The sequence below is a fragment of the Roseivirga seohaensis genome (genome assembly GCF_001592945.1).
Classification (GTDB): Bacteria; Bacteroidota; Bacteroidia; order Cytophagales; family Cyclobacteriaceae; genus Roseivirga; species Roseivirga seohaensis.
Genome location: NZ_LRPB01000023.1, coordinates 313,375 through 335,692, shown reverse-complemented (window position 1 = coordinate 335,692; position 22,318 = coordinate 313,375). Strand labels below are relative to the sequence as shown.

General features: G+C 38.8%; 17 protein-coding genes. 9 read left to right on the top strand and 8 right to left on the bottom strand.

Features of this window, described 5'->3' with window-relative positions:
- Window positions 1–13 precede the first annotated feature (13 nt).
- The 4 genes from AWW67_RS07885 to recF all read right to left on the bottom strand — a co-directional run bounded on the left by AWW67_RS07885 (window position 14) and on the right by recF (window position 6,457).
- Window positions 14–1,117, bottom strand: a complete 1,104-nt coding sequence (locus AWW67_RS07885) for a phosphoadenosine phosphosulfate reductase family protein (RefSeq protein WP_062300966.1) — start codon at window positions 1,115–1,117, stop codon at window positions 14–16.
- Window positions 1,114–4,335: a hypothetical protein gene (locus AWW67_RS07880; RefSeq protein ID WP_062300965.1), complete on the bottom strand. Its 3,222-nt coding sequence runs from the start codon at window positions 4,333–4,335 to the stop codon at window positions 1,114–1,116. Before AWW67_RS07880 ends, AWW67_RS07885 begins: the two co-directional genes overlap by 4 nt.
- Window positions 4,325–5,209: a DUF4007 family protein gene (locus AWW67_RS07875; RefSeq protein ID WP_062300964.1), complete on the bottom strand. Its 885-nt coding sequence runs from the start codon at window positions 5,207–5,209 to the stop codon at window positions 4,325–4,327. Before AWW67_RS07875 ends, AWW67_RS07880 begins: the two co-directional genes overlap by 11 nt.
- A gap of 153 nt (window positions 5,210–5,362) precedes the next feature.
- A complete protein-coding gene (gene recF, locus AWW67_RS07870; protein ID WP_062300963.1) occupies window positions 5,363–6,457 on the bottom strand; it encodes a DNA replication/repair protein RecF in 1,095 nt (364 codons plus the stop codon).
- Between the two features lie 96 nt (window positions 6,458–6,553).
- Between recF and pdhA the strand changes: the two genes are divergently transcribed.
- The 4 genes from pdhA (at window position 6,554) to AWW67_RS07850 (ending at window position 10,290) form a co-directional block, all read left to right on the top strand.
- On the top strand, window positions 6,554–7,585 hold the full coding sequence (gene pdhA / locus AWW67_RS07865; protein ID WP_053221660.1) for a pyruvate dehydrogenase (acetyl-transferring) E1 component subunit alpha: 1,032 nt from the start codon (window positions 6,554–6,556) through the stop codon (window positions 7,583–7,585).
- 57 nt (window positions 7,586–7,642) lie between these two features.
- Window positions 7,643–8,332: a tetratricopeptide repeat protein gene (locus AWW67_RS07860; protein ID WP_062300962.1), complete on the top strand. Its 690-nt coding sequence runs from the start codon at window positions 7,643–7,645 to the stop codon at window positions 8,330–8,332.
- Between the two features lie 124 nt (window positions 8,333–8,456).
- On the top strand, window positions 8,457–8,933 hold the full coding sequence (gene ribH / locus AWW67_RS07855) for a 6,7-dimethyl-8-ribityllumazine synthase (protein ID WP_053221658.1): 477 nt from the start codon (window positions 8,457–8,459) through the stop codon (window positions 8,931–8,933).
- A 37-nt stretch (window positions 8,934–8,970) separates the two neighbouring features.
- On the top strand, window positions 8,971–10,290 hold the full coding sequence (locus tag AWW67_RS07850; RefSeq protein ID WP_062300961.1) for an aspartate kinase: 1,320 nt from the start codon (window positions 8,971–8,973) through the stop codon (window positions 10,288–10,290).
- A 79-nt stretch (window positions 10,291–10,369) separates the two neighbouring features.
- Here AWW67_RS07850 and AWW67_RS07845 read toward each other — a convergent pair whose 3' ends face one another.
- Both AWW67_RS07845 and AWW67_RS07840 read right to left on the bottom strand, forming a co-directional pair.
- Window positions 10,370–11,116 carry a hypothetical protein gene (locus tag AWW67_RS07845; protein WP_053221656.1) on the bottom strand — a complete coding sequence of 249 codons (747 nt, stop codon included), beginning with the start codon at window positions 11,114–11,116 and terminating at the stop codon, window positions 10,370–10,372.
- Entirely contained in the window at window positions 11,116–12,009 is an 894-nt protein-coding gene (locus AWW67_RS07840; RefSeq protein ID WP_062300960.1) for an MBL fold metallo-hydrolase, read from the bottom strand. The genes AWW67_RS07845 and AWW67_RS07840 overlap by 1 nt, the downstream gene beginning before the upstream one ends.
- Window positions 12,010–12,152: 143 nt before the next feature.
- On the opposite strand from AWW67_RS07840, the gene AWW67_RS07835 reads away from it, so the two are divergent.
- The 3 genes from AWW67_RS07835 to AWW67_RS07825 are packed head-to-tail and all read left to right on the top strand — an operon-like array spanning window position 12,153 to window position 15,477.
- The gene (locus tag AWW67_RS07835; protein ID WP_062300959.1) at window positions 12,153–13,787 is read left to right on the top strand and encodes a M14 family metallopeptidase; all 1,635 of its coding nucleotides are present in this window, start codon (window positions 12,153–12,155) and stop codon (window positions 13,785–13,787) included.
- A 1-nt stretch (window position 13,788) separates the two neighbouring features.
- Window positions 13,789–15,276, top strand: a complete 1,488-nt coding sequence (locus AWW67_RS07830; RefSeq protein WP_053221653.1) for a M28 family peptidase — start codon at window positions 13,789–13,791, stop codon at window positions 15,274–15,276.
- Between the two features lie 15 nt (window positions 15,277–15,291).
- The gene (locus AWW67_RS07825; protein WP_062300958.1) at window positions 15,292–15,477 is read left to right on the top strand and encodes a hypothetical protein; all 186 of its coding nucleotides are present in this window, start codon (window positions 15,292–15,294) and stop codon (window positions 15,475–15,477) included.
- 14 nt (window positions 15,478–15,491) lie between these two features.
- Here AWW67_RS07825 and mutS read toward each other — a convergent pair whose 3' ends face one another.
- On the bottom strand, window positions 15,492–18,101 hold the full coding sequence (mutS, locus tag AWW67_RS07820; protein WP_062300957.1) for a DNA mismatch repair protein MutS: 2,610 nt from the start codon (window positions 18,099–18,101) through the stop codon (window positions 15,492–15,494).
- Window positions 18,102–18,403: 302 nt separating this feature from the next.
- Here mutS and AWW67_RS07815 point away from each other — a divergent pair, with 302 nt between their 5' ends.
- Together AWW67_RS07815 and AWW67_RS07810 are read left to right on the top strand one after the other, a co-directional pair.
- Window positions 18,404–19,327 carry a DUF4382 domain-containing protein gene (locus AWW67_RS07815; RefSeq protein ID WP_141655403.1) on the top strand — a complete coding sequence of 308 codons (924 nt, stop codon included), beginning with the start codon at window positions 18,404–18,406 and terminating at the stop codon, window positions 19,325–19,327.
- Window positions 19,328–19,459: 132 nt separating this feature from the next.
- Window positions 19,460–21,877 carry an ATP-binding protein gene (locus tag AWW67_RS07810; RefSeq protein ID WP_062300955.1) on the top strand — a complete coding sequence of 806 codons (2,418 nt, stop codon included), beginning with the start codon at window positions 19,460–19,462 and terminating at the stop codon, window positions 21,875–21,877.
- Here AWW67_RS07810 and AWW67_RS07805 read toward each other — a convergent pair.
- Window positions 21,874–22,311, bottom strand: coding sequence for a hypothetical protein (locus AWW67_RS07805; RefSeq protein ID WP_062300954.1), 438 nt, complete (start codon window positions 22,309–22,311; stop codon window positions 21,874–21,876). The two genes, AWW67_RS07810 and AWW67_RS07805, sit on opposite strands and share 4 nt — an antisense overlap.
- Between the last annotated feature and the right edge of the window lie 7 nt (window positions 22,312–22,318).

Genomic DNA, 22,318 nt, shown 5'->3' with positions numbered 1-22,318 from the left:
TATTAGATTTATATTACACAAAACAAGCTGCACACCCTTCATCCCCGTTATCATCTAAAATATCCACTAGGTAAGGTGATTTAGCTTTTGATTTTCTTTCCATTCTTTTAATGTACTCTTCCTTGATTTGCTCTATTCTTTCAGGTTTGATGATATCCTCTAAGCTTTCGCCTTGTGCCCAAGTATATCCATCTTTCTCATATTCCATTGCTTTTAGGTACAAATCCTTGTGTTGCTCATAAAGCCAAACCCATTCAATCTTTTGTTGGAAAAAGCAGAAGAAACAACCAGAGCGACTTCTTGCGTATTCTCCTTTTTTCCCATTGATTTCAAACTCTATTTTGTTGTAGTAGGCAGGTACACCTACTCCACTTTCCTCCAAAATTCGAAAAATATCATCTCTCACTAAGACTTCATCATTTTCCAGAAGCGGAAACGAGGCTTCTGTTGCTAACGGATAATCTGTTGTTTTTAAAAAATCAAAAACCAAATGATTAAATGCTTTCACATTTGAGTCTAATAGAATATTTAGTTTTTGGTCAAGAGTGAAACTTGTGTCTATTTTTCGAGTAATGGTTTGGTATGCTTTTTCTTGGTTTTTACCAAAGTCTATGTTTTTAGACATTGTTATTAGCTGTTCCATATTTTGGTTTGACAGCAATTTTGTGACAACATCTTGACTCCAAATATTTTTACGAAATGGAAATATGGATTGAATGTTCTTTTTAGTTGAAATATAACCTTCTCTTTCTTCATCACCTCTGATTCCAACGTAGGAGATTACTGGGTCATCGCCTACATAATTTTCAAAAGGGGCAAGCTTTAATTTTTTGGTACACCAGCGTGCTTGGGATGAAGGTAGAAAACCACCATACATTTTTAAGAAGTGGTCAAAAGGATCTTCTGAACTATTTTCGGCACCTTGTAAAAGCTCAATCTTAATTCCGAGATATACTTCGAGGTTTTTTATCAATTGATAGGTTTCATCTAGTTCCTTACCTGTGTCGCAGGTGTAGAACTCTAAATTAATCGAAGGATACTTTGTCTTAACATAAATTGCCAAAGCCGCACTGTCTTTCCCTCCTGATATGCCTAAAACATGTCTTACTTTGCTCATTGTAATAACTCTTTAAGAAGGTTCAAGACAGCAGCAATATTTGATGTGTTGTCGGTACCTAATTTATTTCTGAGCTCATTTTTCAAGTGCTCAATTTCTTTACTCTTATTCTTGGGCACTCTGACCACTTTTGGGTCAATTTTGCTAAAGAACGAATCAATTTTAACCCCGATAACTTCTTCTTTGCTATCATCAATATCATTGTTAGAAATTTTAGTCAAGCTATCTAACTCTAAAATCATGGCTTTAAATTTTTCATAAAGCAATATTTCATCCTCATCAGAAAAGGTTTCGAGTGTTTTTCCAGATATGGCTTGTGCTATGGAGTTTAGCCAAGCTTTTCGGTCGTCTAAAGGGGAGTCTAAGCGTTGCACAAAAGTCTTTTGATTACTCAAAAGCATATGCTTTTTTAATTTTGAGAAACGCTTTTGAAGATGTCCTTTATATTCTACAAAATTTGAAGATTGTCCAACGAATTCGCTGCAAATGAAATCTTCAAAACGCATAAGTAATTCATCATAAGCAGTCCGCAATTCTTTAACAGCATCTTGTAAGCTTATGGTATAGTTTTGAAGTTTAGATTTATCTTTTTGTAGAGCTGAGAGCGTCAAGCCTAGGGCACTTGGAAACGCTTCAAAGAAAGTTTTTTCTGGGTCTTTGCTCGTAATTATGGCCTTCCTAATTTTAATAGCAGAAGGCGAAAGTCTCTTTGTGTTTTTGCTATACTCAGGCAACTGTTTGTAGAAAACAATAAATGGCTTTATGGTTTCAATAAACGAGTTGTTATCGAATTTTTGTTCGGTAGCAATGTTTAAGAATGTTCGATAACTATTAAAAATATCAAGCTTTACACCTTCAATATCAAATGTCTTTATTGAATACTTTTCAGGATATTTGGCTATTAACTCCAAATTCTCTTCTGACAAATTAGGGATATAGCTGTCATCATTGAAAATGGCGAAATCATCTCGTTTCAAAAATAAGAATGTAGGAACCCAAAAGTCAATCAAACCTTGCTTAAGCTTGAAAGGTCTTTTGTTCAGTAATTCACTTAATTCAGAGACCTTTAATTGTTCAGATTTGGCACTTTCTATAAAGTCTTCTGAAGCACACCAAAGCTTGTAGAATGAAGAAGTTCTATCAATAGAAATTACATCTGTTGCATTTTCTCTAATTGGCGAAATGCCGTTTTCTTTTAATAGGGATAAATAAATGGTCTTTTCTGGTGGAAATTTAGAATCGTCAAAACCTAAGTGTTCTTTATCCCAATTGTTTGATAAGGCCTTGAAATAATTTTTTTTGGCCGTATGAATGGAAGATGAAATTTTATGTTTGTTCACAAGTTCGTTTTTGAAAACTGGGGTGGCATCATATACAATGCTACAAACTTGGGAAAGTAGTTTGTTGAAGTCCTTTTTGTCAGAGATTTTCTTTTCTGCTCCACTAAAAAACCACTTCACATCTTTGCTACCTGAATAAATACTGTCAGTTATGTAATGGTTTAATAAACGAATTTGTGATTCAATTATATTTTCTAACTCTCTCTTTGCGACTTTATCATCTTTGTTTTCATCATGTACTTTCTGAATTTTTTCAATCTCGAATAACAAATTTTTAATTTCAGCAGAGTTGTTGAAAAAACAATAAATGATGGCCTCTTCTTCTTGTTTGGAGATATTTTGGATGTCGATTTCTTTCAGCTTGCTATTAAAAACAAGATTTATATAGCCATCAATTTCTCCTTCTGGAATTTTCCCAAGCTCTGGGTAGTCTGAAATGACAAACTTAAAATATCGTGGCGTTCCTGTGGTAAATGAATACTGCTTTGCAAAGACTGGGTTGAATCGGATATGTTTGTTTAGCAGCGTAGTGATATCAACAACCTCAGAAATTCTATTCCCGGCTTCAATCAGTGCGGTTTGAATGTCCAAATCTGTTCCTTCAAATAGGATGAACCTCCTTGAATGCGAGCGATAACGGATAATATTTTTTGTCTCTAGATTCTTAATGACTTCTTTGGCATCTGATACACCGCAGGCAGTTTTTAAATAATCGATAAAGAAATTCAAATCTAAGATTGAACCACTTGCGGAGAAGATATTTAAAAGTCCAATCGTCTTAACAGCCTTAATGTAATCATTGATATTTGAATCAAATGCTCTTTCCACTTCTTCGATTGATGAACGAATGGAACTCCATGCGGAAAAGTCAGGATTATATCTTGAGGTTAAAAACGAATAGAAATTGAAATTCAGATAATCATAAACGTTTGACAAATTGTAAAACGGATTTTCTTGTTTGTTGAATTTCGTTAGGCCTGTATGGTCAGATGATTCAAGAAAGGAAAACAATGAGCGTTCATTTTGTCCATATCTTTGTAATGAAAGTGTGAGAATATTTGCTGAAAGAATATCAAGCGGATATAATTTAGAAGCTATTTCTTTTAGGTAATCTTTATTAAAGTTAAATGCCTTTGTTTCGGTAGTAAGCTTTAAGCATTTCTCAATTTCTAATTCTGAAGCCTTGGTTTCAAAGTTCTCAGCTACATATTCCGAAGCTAAAAACAAAAGCTGTTCAACAGGTTCGTTAAAAGTGATTTCACGAAAACGCCCTTTTACTTTTGTCCACTCTTGTTGTTGAGTTTTACTTAGTGAATAAGCGTAGGACTCTAAGCTTTGGTGAACAGTAGTAATTAAAACAATATTGTGCTTTGGGTTATTGCAGAACTCTGCTAATTGTTGAACAAAATATAATTCTTTTTCGGGGTTGTGCTTACTCGCATATTCTAAAAATTTACCAAATTCGTCAATCAGGAGAAATAAGACTTTATCGTCATTCCCCATGGAATGGTATCGGTTGAATATCTCGGAAAGTATATTCTCTTGTTGATTTTTATTTGTTTGAACTTCGAAAGCATCTGAAAACTGCTCAACTATGGAAGAGTAGGAGCCAATAAATTTTACAAAATCAAACTTGGGGTTGGTAAGAAAATTTGGATCAAAGTATCGTTTCTTTCCTGTAATGCTTTGCTCAAATGCTAAAAGAAATGAAGATTTTCCTGTACCGTAAGTTCCAACTACATTAAAAGAGCGAATACCTTTTTTAAAGTCATTAACTATTTGACCTACAATTTGCTTAGCATTTGGGGTTGGGATATAGCTGAAATCCCTGTCAGTATCCCTTATAATATTTACCGATGTCGTGAAATTATTTGCCATAGTAATTATCTAAAGTTTTGTAGGGGTCAAGTTTATTTTTGAATTGCAACTCTTTAATTCCTGCCTGGTCAGTAAAAGTGATGTCATTAAAGCCATCAACAATGTCCGATATTTTATTCATCAAGCCAGGCCTATTTAAGGCAAAAATTGAACCCGGACTATTAAAGTCGAACTCTAAAGAGTTTAAGCTTATAGAATTTCCGTAATTAGAATTCTCGAGGATTGAAAATAAGACAACTGCTTCTGGAAGATTGTCTCTTTCAGTATTTTCAATGTAAAATTGTTCTTCTTTTCCTTTTCTCGTGGTCTTTAAAAGCTCTATTTCAGATAGAATTCCAGAAAAACTATCCTCAACATCTTTACTTTCAGGGTCATTTTTATACAGGTTAGTAAAAACTATAAAATCTTTGGCAACCGTATTTTCATTGAAATTCAAACCTGGATTACCTTCACCAATTCTTTTGACATAGTTCACAAAGGTTTCTTTATTGTAGAATAACTTTTCCTTTCGAAATTCATTAAAAATTAAGGAGTAAATAGATGCAAACCCATTTTTCACTAGCTGATAATGCAAGAGCCAAAGACTTGCTTCTTCTTCCAAAAATGGATCATACCCATTTTCATCATCTAACAATCGACTACCGAATTCAGTAGGAATATCTTTATGGTCAATAATATTAAAAGCCTTTAACCAAAAGCGAATAGATGAAACCATGTTTTTTCCAACTCCGAGTTTAATAACCGCATCATCATCATTGAAATTCCTTCCTTCCTTAACAAAGTCATACCCCTTTTTCAGCCAAAGCTGACGGCATTGAAAGGAGTCGTGTCCTGAGAAAGTAAATTTTATTTTTTCTATATTTTCTATTGTCATCTTCTCTCTTGAGAATTCTTTTCTAAGGATACAAAGTAATCAATTTATTGCCATTGATAGAGCGGAAAGGGTTCTTTCTTCTTAACCTGATTTCAATAGTTTTGAAAACCAGCCATATGAACATCAGAATAATGGAAAAAGAGAATCAAAAGGTTAACCCAACTTTCCATCTACCACCTCAAAAAACCTCACTTCATGGCCAATGGCTTCGAATATTTTTTGGCTGCGCTCTGGGCGGGCATCGGTAACGAAAATCTGACCGAAAGCATCAGAAGCCACCATTTCCATCAGTTTGGTAATGCGGAAATCATCGAGTTTATCGAAAATATCATCGAGTAGCAGCATCGGCTTAATTTCCGTTTCATTAAAAATATAATCGAAGTGCGCAAGTTTGAGTGCAATCAAATAAGACTTCTGCTGCCCTTGCGACCCAAACTTTTTAATCAGTTCGCCTTCCATTTCAAATAGAAACTCATCTTTATGAATGCCCACATTGGTGCGTTTCAGAATTAAATCCTTTTTCTGATTTTGCTTAAACAAAGTAGCAATGTCCTGCCCAAAGTCCGATTCATATTGTAAGTCTACTTGCTCACTTTCTTCTGAAAGCAAGGCATAATGCTTTTGCACCAACGGACGGAAAGCCTGAGTAAAGTTTTTCCTTACCTCGTAAATGCGCTGGCCAATTTCAATCAGCTGATCGGTGTATTGCTGAAGCAAGGCCGCATCGAAAAAATCACGGTCGGCAAACTGTTTCAGCAAACTGTTGCGCTGCTTGAGTACGTGGTTATATTGAATCAGGTCGTTGAGGTAACTTTGGCTGGTTTGCGAAATAATTCCATCAAAAAACCTCCTTCGATCTTCACTGCCATTGCGGATTACATCGGTGTCGTTAGGCGCAATTAGCACCACCGGAAACTTACCAATATGCTCGCTCGCTTTCTTATAAGGCTTCTCGTCTAGCTTGATTAATTTCTTTTTTCCCAGCTGCAAACCGCAAACAAAGGTGTGAGTTCGCTCGCCCAGAGAAATTTTTCCTCGTAATGAAAAGTAGTCTTGGCCATGGAGGGCACATTGGTTGTCTTGGGGGTTAAAGGCGCTTTTAGTGATACAGAGGTAATAAATGGCATCTAACAGATTAGTTTTACCGCTTCCGTTCTTACCTACAAGGCAGTTAATTTCCTTCGAAAAGTTGATCTTTAAACTTTCGTAGTTCTTGAAATTGTTAAGGCCGATAGATTCGAGATGCATTAATTTCGAAGTTGAACGTTTTTGTCTTATTTTCGCACTCCGATTTAAACTTGTACAAGCAAAGGAAACGGAGATTTCCTTCAAATATATTGACGAATGGCCGCAACTAAAGCAACATCTAAAGCAAAAGCAACAAAGGCGACAAAGTTCTCTAAGGAGACTTATATGTTCTGGTTCGAGAACATGTTGTTACAAAGAAGGTTCGAAGAAAAAGCAGGACAGCTTTACGGACAGCAAAAAATTAAAGGTTTTTGCCATTTATACATTGGGCAAGAAGCCTGTTCAAGTGGTTCGGTTACTGCTTTAGAAAAAGGCGATAAGTGGATTACTGCTTACAGAGATCATGGTCAGCCATTGGCTTTAGGCACTAGCCCTAATGCAATTATGGCCGAACTTATGGCCAAAGAAACGGGAGTTTCTAAAGGAAAAGGTGGCTCTATGCATATCTTCGATAAAGAAGTTGGGTTTATGGGCGGTCATGGTATTGTAGGTGGCCAAGTACCTTTGGGCGCGGGTATTGCCTTTGCCGAAAAATATAATAAAACAGGTAAGCTTTGTATCTGTATGATGGGCGATGGCGCTGTGCGTCAGGGTGCATTCCACGAAGCATTAAATATGGCCATGAACTGGAAATTACCGGTGATTTTCGTAATCGAAAACAATGGTTACGCCATGGGAACTTCGGTTCAACGAACTTCTAACGTAACCGACCTTCATACTTTAGGTGAATCATATGATATGCCTTCTGCTGCTGTTGATGCCATGAACCCCGAAAACGTTCACATTGCGGTTGAAGAAGCTGCTGATAGAGCAAGAAGAGGAGATGGTCCAACTTTATTGGAGTTCAGAACTTACCGTTACAAAGGGCATTCAATGTCTGATCCTGCGAAATACAGAACCAAAGAGGAATTAAACGAATACAAAGATAGAGACCCAATTGAGCAAGTAAGGGCTAAGATTTTGGAGAACAAATGGGCTACTGAAGCAGAATTGAAAGAGATCGACAAAAAGATCAAAGCTACTGTGGAAGAGTCGGTTAAGTTTGCAGAAGAATCTGATTATCCAGACCCATCTGAGGCTTACAAAGACGTTTATGTACAAGAGGATTACCCGTTCATCACCGAATAGGATTTAATCCCTTGTTGTTCAACATTTTCCTTATATTTGCGACCTAATTTTCAAGAGATGGCACAAAAGACTTCAGAAGAAGCACACAACGAGCATAACGATACCAACTCAGCAGTTGGAAAAATGAAGAAAGAGCTAGGACCAGCAGGTTTTGTTGGTATGATAGCGGGCTTGGTTATTATTGTAGTAACCAGCGCTATTTTCCTACTTAATTATAGTAAGTCGAATAAAAACGATAGCGCGCAGGCAGACATGTTTCAGGCGCAGTATTACTTCGAGCAAGACAGCCTTGATTTGGCCTTAAATGGTGACGGTAGAAACCTTGGTTTCTTAAGTATCATCGATATTTATGGTGGAACTGAAGCGGCAAACTTGTCTAACTATTATGTTGGAGCGATTTATTTAAAAGAGCAAAAATTTCAATTGGCTTTAGATCATTTGAAAGACTTTTCTTCTTCTGAAGAATTGATTCAAGCAAGAGCTTATAAGCTAACAGGCGATGCTTATATGGAATTGGGTAATTTCAGTGATGCAGCAAGCCAATACGAAAAAGCAGCAAGTACTGCTGATGACGATGCTTTTTCTCCAGCTTATTTATTGAAAGCTTCTTTGGCTTACGAAAAACAAGGAGACCTTAAAGCGGCTATTAAGCCTTTAGACGATATTATTAAGAATCATTTTGGAACTGCTGAGTACGCTAGCGCACGAAAGCATAAGGCTCGCCTAGAAGGTCTTGCCGGGAGTTAATTCTTGATTCGAAAAAAATTAACAATGAAGGTAAGGTCGTGAGGTCTTACCTTTTTTATTTAGCATAGGGCTAAACTCACTTTTTGTATTATCAATAAACCTACAGCAATACACAATAAAAATTATGGCATCTAACCTTAAAAACCTTAGCGATTACAGCGATAAAAACCTTACCGATATGGGTAAGAAGAAGTTTGCTATTGTGGTTTCAGAATGGAATGAAGAAGTAACAGAATCGCTTTACCAAGGCGCATATGAAACCCTAATTGCCAATGGAGCAACCAAGGAAAACATTATCAAGAAAATGGTACCAGGTAGCTTCGAACTTTCAATGGGCGCACAATGGATGGCTCAAAAAGAAGAAATTGATGCTGTCATTTGCTTGGGCTGTGTTATTCAGGGCGAAACGCGTCATTTCGATTTTATTTGTGATGCCGTGGCGCATGGCATTACCAATGTGTCGTTAAAGTACAATAAGCCTGTAATTTTTGGTGTACTTACCCCAAACACCCAACAACAAGCTTTAGATAGGGCCGGAGGAAAACATGGTAATAAAGGAGATGAAGCCGCAATTACTGCGGTGAAAATGCTCGGCTTCTAATTAATAATTTTCACTATTTACTTTTCCAGATCAATTTATGCAGGTCTTAAAATTCGGAGGAACTTCGGTTGGAAAACCGGAGCGAATGCACCAAGTGGCTCAGCTTATTACCAAAGACGAGCACTCTAAAATTGTTGTTTTATCGGCCCTTTCAGGCACTACCAATGCCCTTGTATCCATTGGTGAGTCATTGGCCAAAAGTGATAAGGAAGAAGCAAAATCTAAGATTCAAGCTCTTAGGGAGCATTATGCTACTTTTATAGAAGCTTTGTTTTCTACTTCAGAAAAGGCCCAAGAAGCACAAAAAATGATTGATGAGCACTTTGAGTTTTTGCTCATTACGCTCAAAATATCATTCAATGAGGCACTGAACAGAGATATTTTGGCACAAGGCGAACTGATGTCTACCAAACTTTTCACGCTTTATTTAGAAGAGATTGGGGTAAGCGCAAAGCTGCTTCCGGCCCTTGAGTTTATGCGTACCAACGAAGAGGAAGAGCCAGATTTGGATCTTATTTCTGAAAAGCTAAAAGCCATTTTAGTAAAGGAAAATGACGCTACAATTTTTATTACCCAAGGCTATATCTGCAAAAATCATAAAGGTGAAATTGACAATTTGCAGCGTGGAGGAAGCGACTACACGGCCTCTTTGGTAGGCGCAGCCATTAATGCCACCGAAATTCAAATTTGGACGGACATTGACGGAATGCATAATAATGACCCTAGGGTGGTAGATAAAACTTTTCCGATTGCCGAGCTTTCTTTTGACGAAGCTGCCGAGCTTGCCTATTTCGGAGCGAAGATTTTACACCCTGCTTCTATTTGGCCAGCGCAGAAAATGGGAATTACAGTGCGTTTGTTGAATACCATGCAGCCAGAGGCAAAAGGAACCGTGATTAGCACTGCAACCACTTCTGATGATGTGAAGGCTTTGGCCGCAAAAGATGGAATTACCGCCATCAAGATTAAGTCGAGCCGAATGCTCTTGGCTTATGGTTTCTTAAGAAAGGTGTTCGAGATTTTCGAGAAGTACAAAACACCAATTGATATGATTACCACTTCAGAAGTGGCTGTTTCGGTAACCATAGATGACAATACTTATTTGAATAAAATTCTTACGGAGCTAGAGAAATTTGGTACCGTGGAGGTGGATAAAAATCAAACCATAATTTGCGTAGTAGGTAATTTTGTGGCCGAAAGAAAAGGGGTAGTCAATAATATTTTTGAAGCTTTGACCAGCATTCCAATTCGAATGATTTCATACGGTGGTAGCCGACATAATATTTCTTTATTGACAGATGAGGGCTCTAAGGTAGAAGCGCTTAAAAAGCTAAATACTCACCTATTCGATTTATAAACCTTATAGGCAAATACTAAAAATGCCTCTCGAAACTAATTGAGAGGCATTTTTTTATGCTTTGATGTTATACAAGCAGTTATGGCATCCACTTGGCGCCTTCAAAACTATTAGGCTCAAATATTTCAGGAGAAAGCGATTTAGGAGATTTGATATTGGAATAGGTTTCCAATAACCTCAACTTGTTGTCGGTATAAAACTTTATTTCAGTAGCTACCCAGCCCCCACCAACTTTCTCATATTTATCAAAATGAACATCCTGATTTCGTCCGTTTCCAAAGTTCTGCGTCATTCTAACAAATAGAAGCGTTTCTTTATCTATCCAAAATTGGTTCGAACTTTCATCTCCTTCTAGCGCCCCTACCACATATACTTTTTTACCGTTGTAGTCTCGTTGGTAGGCTTTTTCTAAGTCGAACCCCAAAATTGTAAGGGCCCTGGCTGTTTTTACCGCTGGTTGGTCGTAAACAGAAAAGCCTAAAATCAGCAAAGGGTGGTACATTATTCTTGAAGCTGAAACCACTCCTTCTTTCAGTTGATAGATAGAGTCATTTCTGAAAATCATTCCATTGCCTTTGTCCATCTCATCAAACTTAATGGCCAGCTTGTCGGGCATTTGGATGGCTTCGTACCAAATATTTTCACTCACTACATTTCCATCTTCATCGTACCTAATGGTTTGTTGATCGAAAGTGAGATTTTTGTACCATTTGCCTTGGTAGCGTGCATACATTTTTTCCAGTAAGCTTAGGCCAACGCCATTTTGCTCAGTAGGAAGGGCAAAAAGTGTTAATATAACAGATAGGGTAAGTTTTTTTAAAATCATTATTTTCCTTCAAACAGCTCTATATAGGCTGCATCAATTGTTCTAGATTGGTTTCCTTTCCATTCAGGAGCACCTGGTATTTCATTCACATCCGACAAAGCTTCTTTTGTCTTTCCTGCGTCAATTCCTTTTTTAACGTACTCTAATGATTTGGCCAAATAGTTACTAAAAGCCTTCAAATCTTCGCGCTTTCCTTGAACATTATAACCATCTCCAGCGTGTCCGTAAACGAAAATCGTATCGTTGTCAAAGGTATTATAAGTTTTTTCAAGAACCACCTGCCAATTGGCCATATTTGCCCCAGCAGATTTATCAATAAAGGGTGGTCTTCTGTTAAAAAGCAGATCACCCATATGAACAATATTCGCGTTTTCGAAGTGAACCACCGAATCTCCATCGGTATGGCCCGCCCCAAAATAATGTAGCGCCATGGTCTCGTCACCCACTTTTTTACTCCATTTTCCAGACTTATAAGTAGTATTGGGCAAAAGCGTGTTTTCCGGATTTCTGGAGGTTCGTGCTAAATTAGATTTTGAGTTTTCATGAGCAACAAACTCTTTAACCAAGCCTTTGAAAGCAATATTGCCCGAAGTGTGATCGCCATGATGATGCGTATTGATCAAAAGGTCGATTTGTCGATTCGTTTTTTTCTTTAATTCTTCAATCAAATGAGCAGCAGAATCTTGATACTGCGTGTCTACTACTACAATTCCATTATTGGAGGCCATCCAGCCAATCGTTCCGCCTTTTTCAGTAAAAAAGCCAACGTTATTTCTTAATGGATTCATTTTATAACCACCTTGATCAAACAAAGCGCTTAAAAACGAGAAGCCCGTTGTGGCACCAATGCCGGTAATTAAACTTGTCTGTTTTACAAAATTACGTCTGTTCATATAGGCTAGAATTGGTCAATTGAAATTATAAAAGGATACGATTAAAGGCAGTACCGCCTATATAAAAGCGAAATAAAAGCAATTTGAACATAGCAAAACATCTGCTTGTTTTTGGTAATTTCACCGATCCTAAATTGATAATTATGAGACTTTTTTATCTTTTGATCTTAAGCTGTTTTGCCTTTTCAGTAACTGCGCAAGACCTACCAAAAGCATTATTAACCACACCAGAACTTTCAAACTACGAGAAAACCTCTAGCTATGCCGATGTAATGGCATTTATAGATGCCGTGAGTAAAGGAAGCAATAAGGTAACCCGTATTTCTATGGGTAAGAGTTTAGAAGGAAAAGACATTCCTGTATTGGTGTTGGCAAACCCAAAAGTGAGCACGCCAGCTGAAGCAAAAGCAAGTGGCAAGCCCATCATTTATATCCAAGGAAATATTCACTCGGGAGAAGTAGAAGGAAAAGAAGCGGTGCAGGTAATGCTTCGCGAAATCCTTCACGGAGACAAGGGATATCTTTTGGACAATCAAATCATCCTTTTTGCACCTATCTACAATACCGATTCTAACGATAAAATGGAAGCTGGCCGTAGACCTTCGCAAGAAGACAGCCCAAAAGAAGTGGGAATTAGAGAAAATAGCCAAGGCTGGGATTTGAACCGTGATGGCATCAAACAAGAAGCCTTAGAAACTAACGGACTTATTCAAAATATCATTGTGCCTTGGGACCCTGCGCTTTTCGTAGACTTACACACAACCAACGGTGTTTGGCATGGTTATTCACTTACTTGGGCACCTAGCTACCACACCGCTGGCGAAAAAGCACCATATGACTTTACGTGGGATAGAATTCTTCCTGAGGTTACCTCACAGGTAAAGAAAAAAGATGAAATACATTTAGGCCCTTATGGCTACTTCTACCCACAGAGAGAAGGCTGGCCGATTAAGTCTATTAGCACCTATAATCATCACCCACGCTATTTGGTAAACCAGTTTGGTTTAAGAAATAGAATGGCAATTTTGAGTGAAGCTTTCGCTCATGAGCGTTTGTATCAGCGTATCAATTCTACCTATGCATTTATTAGAGAGATTTTGGAGTTCACCAATAAGAATGGAAAGGAAATGTTGAAGGTAAATGCGCAAGCAGAAGCCGCAGCCATTCAATTAGTGAAAGAACAAGGTGGAAAAGTAAGCAAAGGAGTAAGGTTTGAAATGACACCGTTAGAAGAAAAAATTCCTGCTTACCGAGCATACAATTATTTGGAATATGAAGAAACTGAAGGCAACAGACCTGGAAAACGCTATTTAAGAAAGCCAGAAATTGTTGAGTTGCCTGACGTAGTGAATTACAGTGCGTTTACTCAAACAGTTACTGCTATTTTACCAAAAGGCTACATTATTCCAGCCGAGTTTGCCAACATTGCCGAGCACTTAATGAAAAACGGGGTGAAGGTGACTAAGCTTGAAAAGAATGTGAGAGCAACAGGGCAGGCATATAAAGCGACAAAATTAGCGCTAGCACAAAGGCCTTTCGAAAAGCACAACATGGCCACCATTGAAGGAGCCTTTGAAAGCGCCACTAAGAAATTTGGTAAAGGCGATTATTGGGTAGATTTAGCTCAGCCTTTGGCCAATCTTATTTTCTATATGTTAGAACCAGAATCAGATGATGGGTTAGTAACTTGGAATTTCTTCGATGAGTATTTCCAAAAGAATGGCATTGATCAAAAAGCTGTTGAATACCCTGTTTTTAAATATTTTGAATTGAAGTAATATGAAAAAGACACTCCTTTTTTCAGGCTTGTTGCTGTTTATTGGTAGCGCCTGCAGTCCTCTTACTGACAAAGAAAAAACAGATAACACGGTAAACAAAGAAACCATTAAGGAGCACATTTACTACTTGGCTTCTGATGAAATGAAAGGCCGCGATACCGGCTCACCAGAAATTTTAAAAGCAGCAGACTACATTGCTGATCAGTTGAAAGCTTATGGCGCTAAACCTGTGCCCGGTGCCGATGGTTATTTTCAGGCTGTACCAATTAGAAAGAAAAGCCCAGCGGAGTCTGCTACTTTAGATTTCTCGGGAAAGAATTTTGAACTAGGAACCAACCTTTTAGTATTAGAAGGCCAAAGCGAAAAAGTGGAAGGCGAAATCGTTTTTCTCAATTATGCATTGGCAGCCGATTATGAAGGAAAGGATGTAGAGGGCAAAATAGTATTCGCTAAAATTGGTGATGGAGAAGCAACCGACACACGTCAAATTCTTCAGTTCAGCCGTCAGAAATACCAATTGGCTTTAGAAAATGGAGCCGCTGGAATCGTAGAATTCTATAACCTTCCTACTTCGTTCGAACAAGTAGGAGCCCGTTTCAGAAGCACTAGCTTGAGTATCGACCCTGATGGTGATGAAGGAAGAATTATTCCTCAGCTTTGGTTGAAGGATGCTGACAATTCTACCCAAAAGTTTATGATGACGCGCAGCATCAAAAGAGCGAATATTGAAATCAAGGGAATGGTGAATGAGCTGACCAAAGACAAAAATGTGTTGGCCATGATTGAGGGCACTGATCCTGAATTGAAAGATGAGTTCATCATGTTCTCTGCACACTACGATCACGTAGGCATTGGAAGGCCAGACGAAACAGGAGACTCAATTTACAACGGAACTCGCGATAACGCGATTGGAACAGTAACGGTGCTTTCTGCGGCAGAGAACATCGGGAAATACCCAATGAGAAGATCTGCGCTTTTTGTGTTGTACACAGGCGAAGAGAAAGGTCTGATCGGAAGTCGCTGGATGGCCGATAACCCAATTATTCCGCTTAACGAAATTGTTTTCTGCTGGAATAGCGATAACGCTGGCTATAACGACACTACTGTTTCTACTGTAATTGGCTTAGAAAGATTTACCGTAGTACCGCAATTGATAAAAGATGCCAACACGGCTTATGGCTTAACCGCTATTGATGATCCTGCGGGTGAGCAAGGCCTATTCGATCGATCGGATAATGTGAGCTTTGCCCGAAAAGGAATTCCAGCACCTACGTATAGCTTGGGCTTCCGTGCTTTTGATGGAGATGTAACCAAATACTATCACAAGCCAGGAGACAACCCTGAAACCGTAGATTACGACTATCTATTTAAGTTCTTCAGCAGTTACGTATTGGCTTCGCGCCTTATCGGAAATGCAGATGAAACCCCGTTCTGGATTGAAAGTGATAAATACTACGAAACAGGAAAAGCACTTTATGGAAAGGACTAGCCTTTACCAAACTTAATGATTAGAAAAGCCCTTGAAAGAGGGCTTTTTTGGTTTATTAACCGTCACGCTGAGGTTGAGTTTGAAAAACGAAACCGCGAGCGTCTGTCTGTTCGGAGTGGTAGTGCAAAGCTCAGACACTCCGAGGCTTCGGAGTTTTCGGTTGAGTATTTCTCTAACGCGAAATACTCTCCCTCAGAATGACGGAGTATTGATTTCTACTTCTTCAACTTTCCTTTAATCTCATTTAGCTTTAGCAATGCTTCTACTGGCGAAATGGTGTTGATGTCTAGCGTCTCAAGAATTTCCTTGATTTCATTAAAAGTCGGATCGGCCTCGAAGAGGTTCAGCTGAAAGTTGTTTTTCGGCATATCCTTGATCTTGTCGTCTGTTTGGTTGCGGATTTTATCCTTTTCCAAATGGTGCATAATTTCCGCTGCACGAATGACAACGGGGTTTGGCATACCCGCCATTTGCGCCACGTGAATACCAAAACTGTGTTCGCTACCGCCTTCTTTAAGCTTGCGCATAAAAATTACCTTGTTGCCCACTTCCTTCACCGAAACATTGAAATTCTTAATCGCAGGGAAGTCTTCTTGCAACTGATTCAGCTCGTGGTAATGCGTAGCAAAAAGTGTTTTGGGTTTGAATTTGTCGTGGTTGTGCAAGTATTCCACAATGGACCAAGCAATGGAAATTCCATCGTAAGTACTTGTACCTCGGCCAATTTCGTCCATCAGCACCAAGCTTCGGTCGCTCAAATTGTTAAGTATACTTGCCGTTTCGGTCATTTCTACCATAAAGGTAGACTCGCCTTTAGAAAGGTTATCACTAGCGCCTACTCTCGTAAATACTTTATCGGTAATGCCTAAAATAGCGGCTTTGGCCGGCACATAGCAACCCATTTGCGCCATCAACACAATCAGAGCGGTTTGACGCAAGAGCGCAGACTTACCTGCCATGTTGGGTCCGGTAATAATTAGAATTTGATGTGTATGATCGTCTAAGAATACATCATTGGGCACATAGCTTTCGCCCACAGGCAATTGCTTTTCAATCACAGGATGGCGGCCTTCCTGAATATCAATGATCATTTTGTCATTGATTTGCGGACGGCAATAATGGTTAATCTCGGCTACGGTGGCAAAAGAAATGAGGCAATCTAACATGCCCACCACCTTGGCATTTTGCTGTACTTGGGCAGTGTATTCAGCCGCAAATGAAACCAAATCGAGAAAAATCTGCTGCTCAATGGCTTGAATCTTATCTTCGGCAGTTAAGATTTTGTCCTCGTAGGTTTTTAGCTCTTCGGTAATATAGCGCTCAGCGTTCACCAAGGTTTGCTTTCTTATCCACTCCGCAGGTACTTTGTCTTTGTGTGAATTGGTCACTTCTAAGTAATAACCAAACACTTTATTGTAGGCAATTTTTAGCGAAGTAATGCCTGTGCGTTCCGTTTCTCGCTGCTGAATTTGCAGCAAATAATCTTTTCCAGAGTGCGATATTTTCCGAAGCTCATCTAGCTCTTCATCTACGCCATCTTGCACAAAATTACCTTGGTGCACTAGCATAGGAGCCTCTTCTTTTAACTGCTCTTGAATCCGCTCGAGCAGTTTATCACAAGGGTTTAGTTGATCTGCCAAAGCTTGTAATGCCTTGTGTGGCGCATTGGCCGCATAGCCCTGAATTGGCCGAATATTCTCCAAAGCTTTGCGCAGCTGATTCATTTCGCGTGGGTTAATTCTGCCCACGGCCACTTTAGAAATCAACCGTTCCAAATCACCAATTTGCTTAAGGTGGGCAGAAATCTCATCGCGCAGTTCGGTGTTTTCTGCAAAGGCATCTACAATAGAAAGGCGCTCTTCAATTCTGCTTTTTTCCTTTAGCGGAAGTACCATCCAGCGTTTCATTAAACGGCTACCCATTGGAGTATAGGTATGGTCTAGAATATTAATTAAGGGTACTCCGCCTTCTTGTTGCGGGTAAACCAATTCTAGATTTCGAATGGTGAATTTATCGAGCCAAACGTATTTATCTTCTTCAATTCGGCTGATAGAAGCAATGTGCTTTACTTCTTTATGCTCCGTTTCTTCCAAATAATGAAGAATAGCACCTGACGCAATAATGCCCAAGCCAAGGCTTTCTATACCATAACCTTTGAGGTTGGCGGTTTCAAAATGATTGGTCAGCTTTTCGTAAGCATAATCATAGGCATATACCCAGTCATCTAAATGATAGGTATTGTGCGATTCTTTAAAGCGATCGTAGAAAACCTCTCGGTTCGATTTACAAAAAATGAATTCCGAAGGATTTAAACTCTGCACGAGCTTGTCTATATATTCTTTAGAACCTTGGGCAGTTAAAAACTCACCCGTAGAAAGGTCGAGAAAGGAAATGCCCACTTGGTCTTTATCGAAGAAGAGCGAAGCCAAGTAGTTGTTTCGCTTTTTATCGAGCACGTTGTCGTTAAAGGAAAGGCCAGGAGTCACCAATTCAGTCACCCCGCGTTTTACAATTCCTTTTACAGATTTAGGGTCTTCCAGCTGATCGCAAATGGCAACTCTGTTTCCAGCCCGTACTAATTTAGGCAGGTAGTTATCTAAGGAATGATGCGGAAAACCGGCCAATTCAATATGGCTGGCAGAGCCATTGGCGCGTTTGGTGAGCACAATATCAAGCACCTTGCTGGCTTTAATAGCATCTTCGCCAAAGGTTTCGTAGAAATCGCCTACCCTAAAAAGCAACAGCGCCCCAGGGTGTTTGGCTTTGATGGCATTGTACTGCTTCATCAACGGGGTTTCCTTCACTTCTGCCTTTGCCTTCGCCATAAATTGAATCTGATTATTTGTGCTTCTTCAAAAATAGAAAAATCCACTGCGCTTTCAATTTCCTATTTATAAAAGTCCGGAAATAGAGGGCTTATTGGATTACTCGACAAGCCCTAGATAAACGAAAAATATAGTTTTCGGAACTTCATTTTCAAAATGACAGACTTCTTTTCAAAATGAAAAAGTAAAGCGAGCTGTAATTTTCAAAAAGCCCATAATAGTCCATTTAGAGAGCGTTGGCACGATCGGCATCATGTTCGCAAAATGGCCAAAAGTTAAATTCTAAATTAAAACTGAAAATTATGAAATATCTAAAATCACTAGCTGCAACACTACTAATCATTCCAACATTAATGTTTACGAGTTGCGATGACGACAATTCAAATGAGCTTGACGGAACAGGAACCGCTAGGCTAGAAGCAACCGATGCTGCAGTGGATGCAGAGAATATCACTGGCGTTTTCTTGTCGGTAGATGAAGCTCAATTTATGGCCAATGGTCAAATTCAGAATTCAATCATGTTTGAATCTCCAAAAGAGTTTAACCTGATGGATTACCAAAATGGTGAAACCTATATTTTGGGTGAAACAGAATTGGAAGCGGGCGCTTACGATGAAATTCGTTTGATTTTGACTTCTTCTAACCAAGCTTACGTGAAGTATCTTAATGGCTCTACCGATGAAATTAATGTTCCAAGCGGATCAACATCAGGCTACAAAATTATGGGTGATTTTGAAATTATGGCCAACGGTATGACTGAACTTGTTCTTGATGTAGATTTGAGAAAAGCCCTTGTTAAGAGAGGTAATGGTGAGTTTAATTTAAGACCTACTGCAAGATTGATTACTAAATCGGCTACCGGTATGATTCAAGGAACCGTTGATGAAGACAATATGGATGATGCTGATAAAGTAGTAGTTTATGCTTACTTGGAAGGTACTTTTGAAGACTCTGAAATGGACGAGCCGACTGATGGAAATTCAAGATTTGAAAATTCAGTAAATAGTGCTGTAGCAGATGCAAGCGGAAACTTTACCTTGGCCTTTATGCCAGAAGGAGATTATGAGCTAATTGTAGCCTCTTATAAAAGAGATCAACTTTTAGGTGGTGAATTAAAGTTTGAATCAGCCACTCAAGTTCAAGTTTCAATAGATGGTGAAACCACATCAGTTGTTGAAGTAGAAGCAAAAGTAGTAACCAACCTACTCATCAACTTATTTCAATAATTGATTCTTGAAAGGCATCCAATTGGGTGCCTTTCGCTTTTTTGAGTTGAACATATTGTCTACCGAAAGGTTATCTAGCGTATATTGAGAAAGTAATTTTCAATATTTTATTTTTTCAACGTTAGGCCATAAATGACCCGCTTCAAACTCAATAACAGACTCACATTAGCATGGATTGTAAATCTGGCTTTGATCGTGCTTACCGTAGTTATTTCGGTGGCAGGCTATAAGGCCTATCAAAGATTGAATAACATGGTGAGTGAGCTGCAGCAAAATGCAGAGCAAAACTATAATCTATTGATTTTGAAGGATGTATCCTTCTACGTGAACGAGATGGAAACTCAAATTGATGCTTATCGAAATAATTCCAAACCCGATTATATCCGAAATTTTAATGCCTCTTTAGACAACAGCCAGTACTTGATTGACTCACTTAAAGCAAATTATACAAAAGATGAAATGATCGCCCTCTGCGATTCCCTTTCCTTTTTGATAAAAGAACGAGCCAAAGTACAGACCAAATTGACGGCCATTAATTCGGATTTGCTTGAAAATACTTTGGAAGATTTAACGCAGAAAATTGAGGCCTTACCAAAGGCAATATCTGAGGCGGATACAGTGAAGGAAGCCACAAGAAAAATTGGTTTTGGGACAAAGGTCGCAAATTTGTTTAGAAAAAAAGAGAATAAAATAAAAGCAGACACCACCGTAGCACCAACTCAATCAGAGATTCTCCAAACCGAAATTATGTCAGAACTGGCCAAAGCTAAAGAAGAGAGTAAGGAAAAAGGGTCTGAATTGCGTTATCAGCTTTCTACACTCGAAAAGGAGTCTCAGGTATTTCAGAGTAAAATTATAGATGTAATTAATGCGCTTGAATCACATGAACTTGAAGAGGGTAGAGATCATGTAAAAGATATTCAAGGCTTAGCCAATGACACCAACCGCGAAGTGGTTATTTTTTCAGCATTATCAAGCGCGCTTTTGCTTATTACATTAATCAGCCAGTTGAATTATGTAGGTAGAAATAGAAAATACCAAGCAGTGCTTCGCGAAGCCAAAAAGAACGCAGAAGAACTGGCCGATGCTAAAGAGAAATTTTTGGCCAATATGAGTCATGAAATCCGCACGCCCATGAATGCCATTTCGGGTTTCACTAATCAGTTATTGAAAACTACAGCCCCAGGAGAACAAAAAGACCAATTAGAAATAATTAAAAGTTCTTCCGATCACCTGCTGCATTTACTCAACGACATTCTTGACTTTTCTAAACTTCACGCCAATAAGGTAAAGCTGAATAAAGAAGCCTTCGACCTTAAATTATTGCTCAACGATACCATGCGTATTTTTGAGGAAATGGCCGATGAAAAGGGTTTGAAATTGAAAACGTCTTTCGATGGCATTCCGAATTATGTAATAGGAGATGAGCACAGGTTACGTCAAATAATACTTAACCTTTTGCATAACGCTATTAAGTTTACCCCAAAAGGCTATGTCGAACTGAGTGCTTCTGTCGAGTCTAAGTCAGCAGAAAAAGTGAGTTTACGAATTGTGGTGAAAGATAGTGGTGTGGGTATTCCAAAGAACAAACAAGCCAAAATTTTTGAAGAGTTTGAACAAGCCACAGTAGCCGATGAAGCCAAAGGAACCGGACTTGGTTTGGCTATTTCTGCCATGTTGGTAAAACTACATGAGGGTGAATTTTTAATCGAAAGCGAGCCCGACCAAGGCACAGAAATGATACTAATTTTGCCTTTTACGCTTAGCCAAAGCTTAAAAGAAGAGGTAAAATCGAAAGATGAAAACCTAATTCATTTATCAGGAATTACAGTTCTAGTGGCCGATGACGAGCCCTTCAACCTAAAACTTTTAGAAACCATTTTTAAAACTCACGATATAAAAATGGTGCAGACACATAATGGAACCGAAGCTCTTGCAGCACTTGAAACCCAGGTGTTTGATATTGCCATTTTAGACGTTAAAATGCCAGGGCTCAGCGGCTTAGAGGTAGTAAGGAAAGTTCGGGCCGGAAAAGGAAAGAACAGTCAAACCCCAATGATTGCCCTTACCGCTACTGTTTCTGAGCAAGAAATGAAAGAGAGCTTGGCTTCTGGTTTTAATCGAGTATTGAGAAAACCATTTGATGAAAATGCTTTGCTCGAAATGATTCGTGTAGAAACGATGAAAACCAAAATGAAGAGTTCATCGGCTCCTAAAATGGTAAAAGCAGTAGCCAAGTTTGATCTCTCTGGCTTGCGCGAAATGGGCGATGACGATTTTGTAAAAGAAATGGTGTCCATTTTTAAGTCGAGTTCTGCCAGAAGTATAGAGAATTTAAAGAAAGCGATTCAGCTTAAAATTAGAGAAAGCCTTAAAAACGAAGCCCATAAAATGCTTCCTCCAGCGCGTCACTTAAGCGCTACTGATTTAGTAAAAGCTTTAGAAACATTACAAGCCAAAGCCGATAAAGAAACCTTTGATGAGCTCAGCATTCGTATTGCCGAAATAGAAACAATTTATAATGGAATTAAAGAAGCTTTGAAGGACTAAATATCTGTTAGCATTTTACCTTCTTCTTGGGCTTTTTTGTCTTTCGCAACACCAATAGCAAGCCCAATAGGAATGCCTATTCCCATAAAAGCAATGTTGTCTAATGCGGTTCCTAATGGTATTCCAAAAATCAACATGCCTAACGACATCCATTGACCTCTATAGAAATGCGGAGGTAGTATTTCGAATTTCTTCTTCAATACACCATGAATATTACCCTTGAGTGTTCTTAGTTGCCCAAAACGTAAGGGCTCTATTTCCAGAAAACGGTCAAGTCTATCTATCGGCTCACCAAGTTCTTCAATCGGAATTTCGCGTGTTTTCAACTGCTCAAAAAGATGAATAAACTGCCTAATGATTTTATGGCAAGTCAAGTGCTTTTCATCTTGAAGCTTGTCCTGAAGGCGAGAAATAAGGGAGTCGTAGGTGGGCATATTTCAA

Bases quoted from the DNA above. Each gene is read 5' to 3' on its own strand.
- AWW67_RS07885 (WP_062300966.1), bottom strand. From the start codon at position 1,117: ATGAGCAAAGTAAGACATGTTTTAGGCATATCAGGAGGGAAAGACAGT.
- AWW67_RS07880 (WP_062300965.1), bottom strand. From the start codon at position 4,335: ATGGCAAATAATTTCACGACATCGGTAAATATTATAAGGGATACTGAC.
- AWW67_RS07875 (WP_062300964.1), bottom strand. From the start codon at position 5,209: ATGACAATAGAAAATATAGAAAAAATAAAATTTACTTTCTCAGGACAC.
- recF (WP_062300963.1), bottom strand. From the start codon at position 6,457: ATGCATCTCGAATCTATCGGCCTTAACAATTTCAAGAACTACGAAAGT.
- pdhA (WP_053221660.1), top strand. From the start codon at position 6,554: ATGGCCGCAACTAAAGCAACATCTAAAGCAAAAGCAACAAAGGCGACA.
- AWW67_RS07860 (WP_062300962.1), top strand. From the start codon at position 7,643: ATGGCACAAAAGACTTCAGAAGAAGCACACAACGAGCATAACGATACC.
- ribH (WP_053221658.1), top strand. From the start codon at position 8,457: ATGGCATCTAACCTTAAAAACCTTAGCGATTACAGCGATAAAAACCTT.
- AWW67_RS07850 (WP_062300961.1), top strand. From the start codon at position 8,971: ATGCAGGTCTTAAAATTCGGAGGAACTTCGGTTGGAAAACCGGAGCGA.
- AWW67_RS07845 (WP_053221656.1), bottom strand. From the start codon at position 11,116: ATGATTTTAAAAAAACTTACCCTATCTGTTATATTAACACTTTTTGCC.
- AWW67_RS07840 (WP_062300960.1), bottom strand. From the start codon at position 12,009: ATGAACAGACGTAATTTTGTAAAACAGACAAGTTTAATTACCGGCATT.
- AWW67_RS07835 (WP_062300959.1), top strand. From the start codon at position 12,153: ATGAGACTTTTTTATCTTTTGATCTTAAGCTGTTTTGCCTTTTCAGTA.
- AWW67_RS07830 (WP_053221653.1), top strand. From the start codon at position 13,789: ATGAAAAAGACACTCCTTTTTTCAGGCTTGTTGCTGTTTATTGGTAGC.
- AWW67_RS07825 (WP_062300958.1), top strand. From the start codon at position 15,292: ATGATTAGAAAAGCCCTTGAAAGAGGGCTTTTTTGGTTTATTAACCGT.
- mutS (WP_062300957.1), bottom strand. From the start codon at position 18,101: ATGGCGAAGGCAAAGGCAGAAGTGAAGGAAACCCCGTTGATGAAGCAG.
- AWW67_RS07815 (WP_141655403.1), top strand. From the start codon at position 18,404: ATGAAATATCTAAAATCACTAGCTGCAACACTACTAATCATTCCAACA.
- AWW67_RS07810 (WP_062300955.1), top strand. From the start codon at position 19,460: ATGACCCGCTTCAAACTCAATAACAGACTCACATTAGCATGGATTGTA.
- AWW67_RS07805 (WP_062300954.1), bottom strand. From the start codon at position 22,311: ATGCCCACCTACGACTCCCTTATTTCTCGCCTTCAGGACAAGCTTCAA.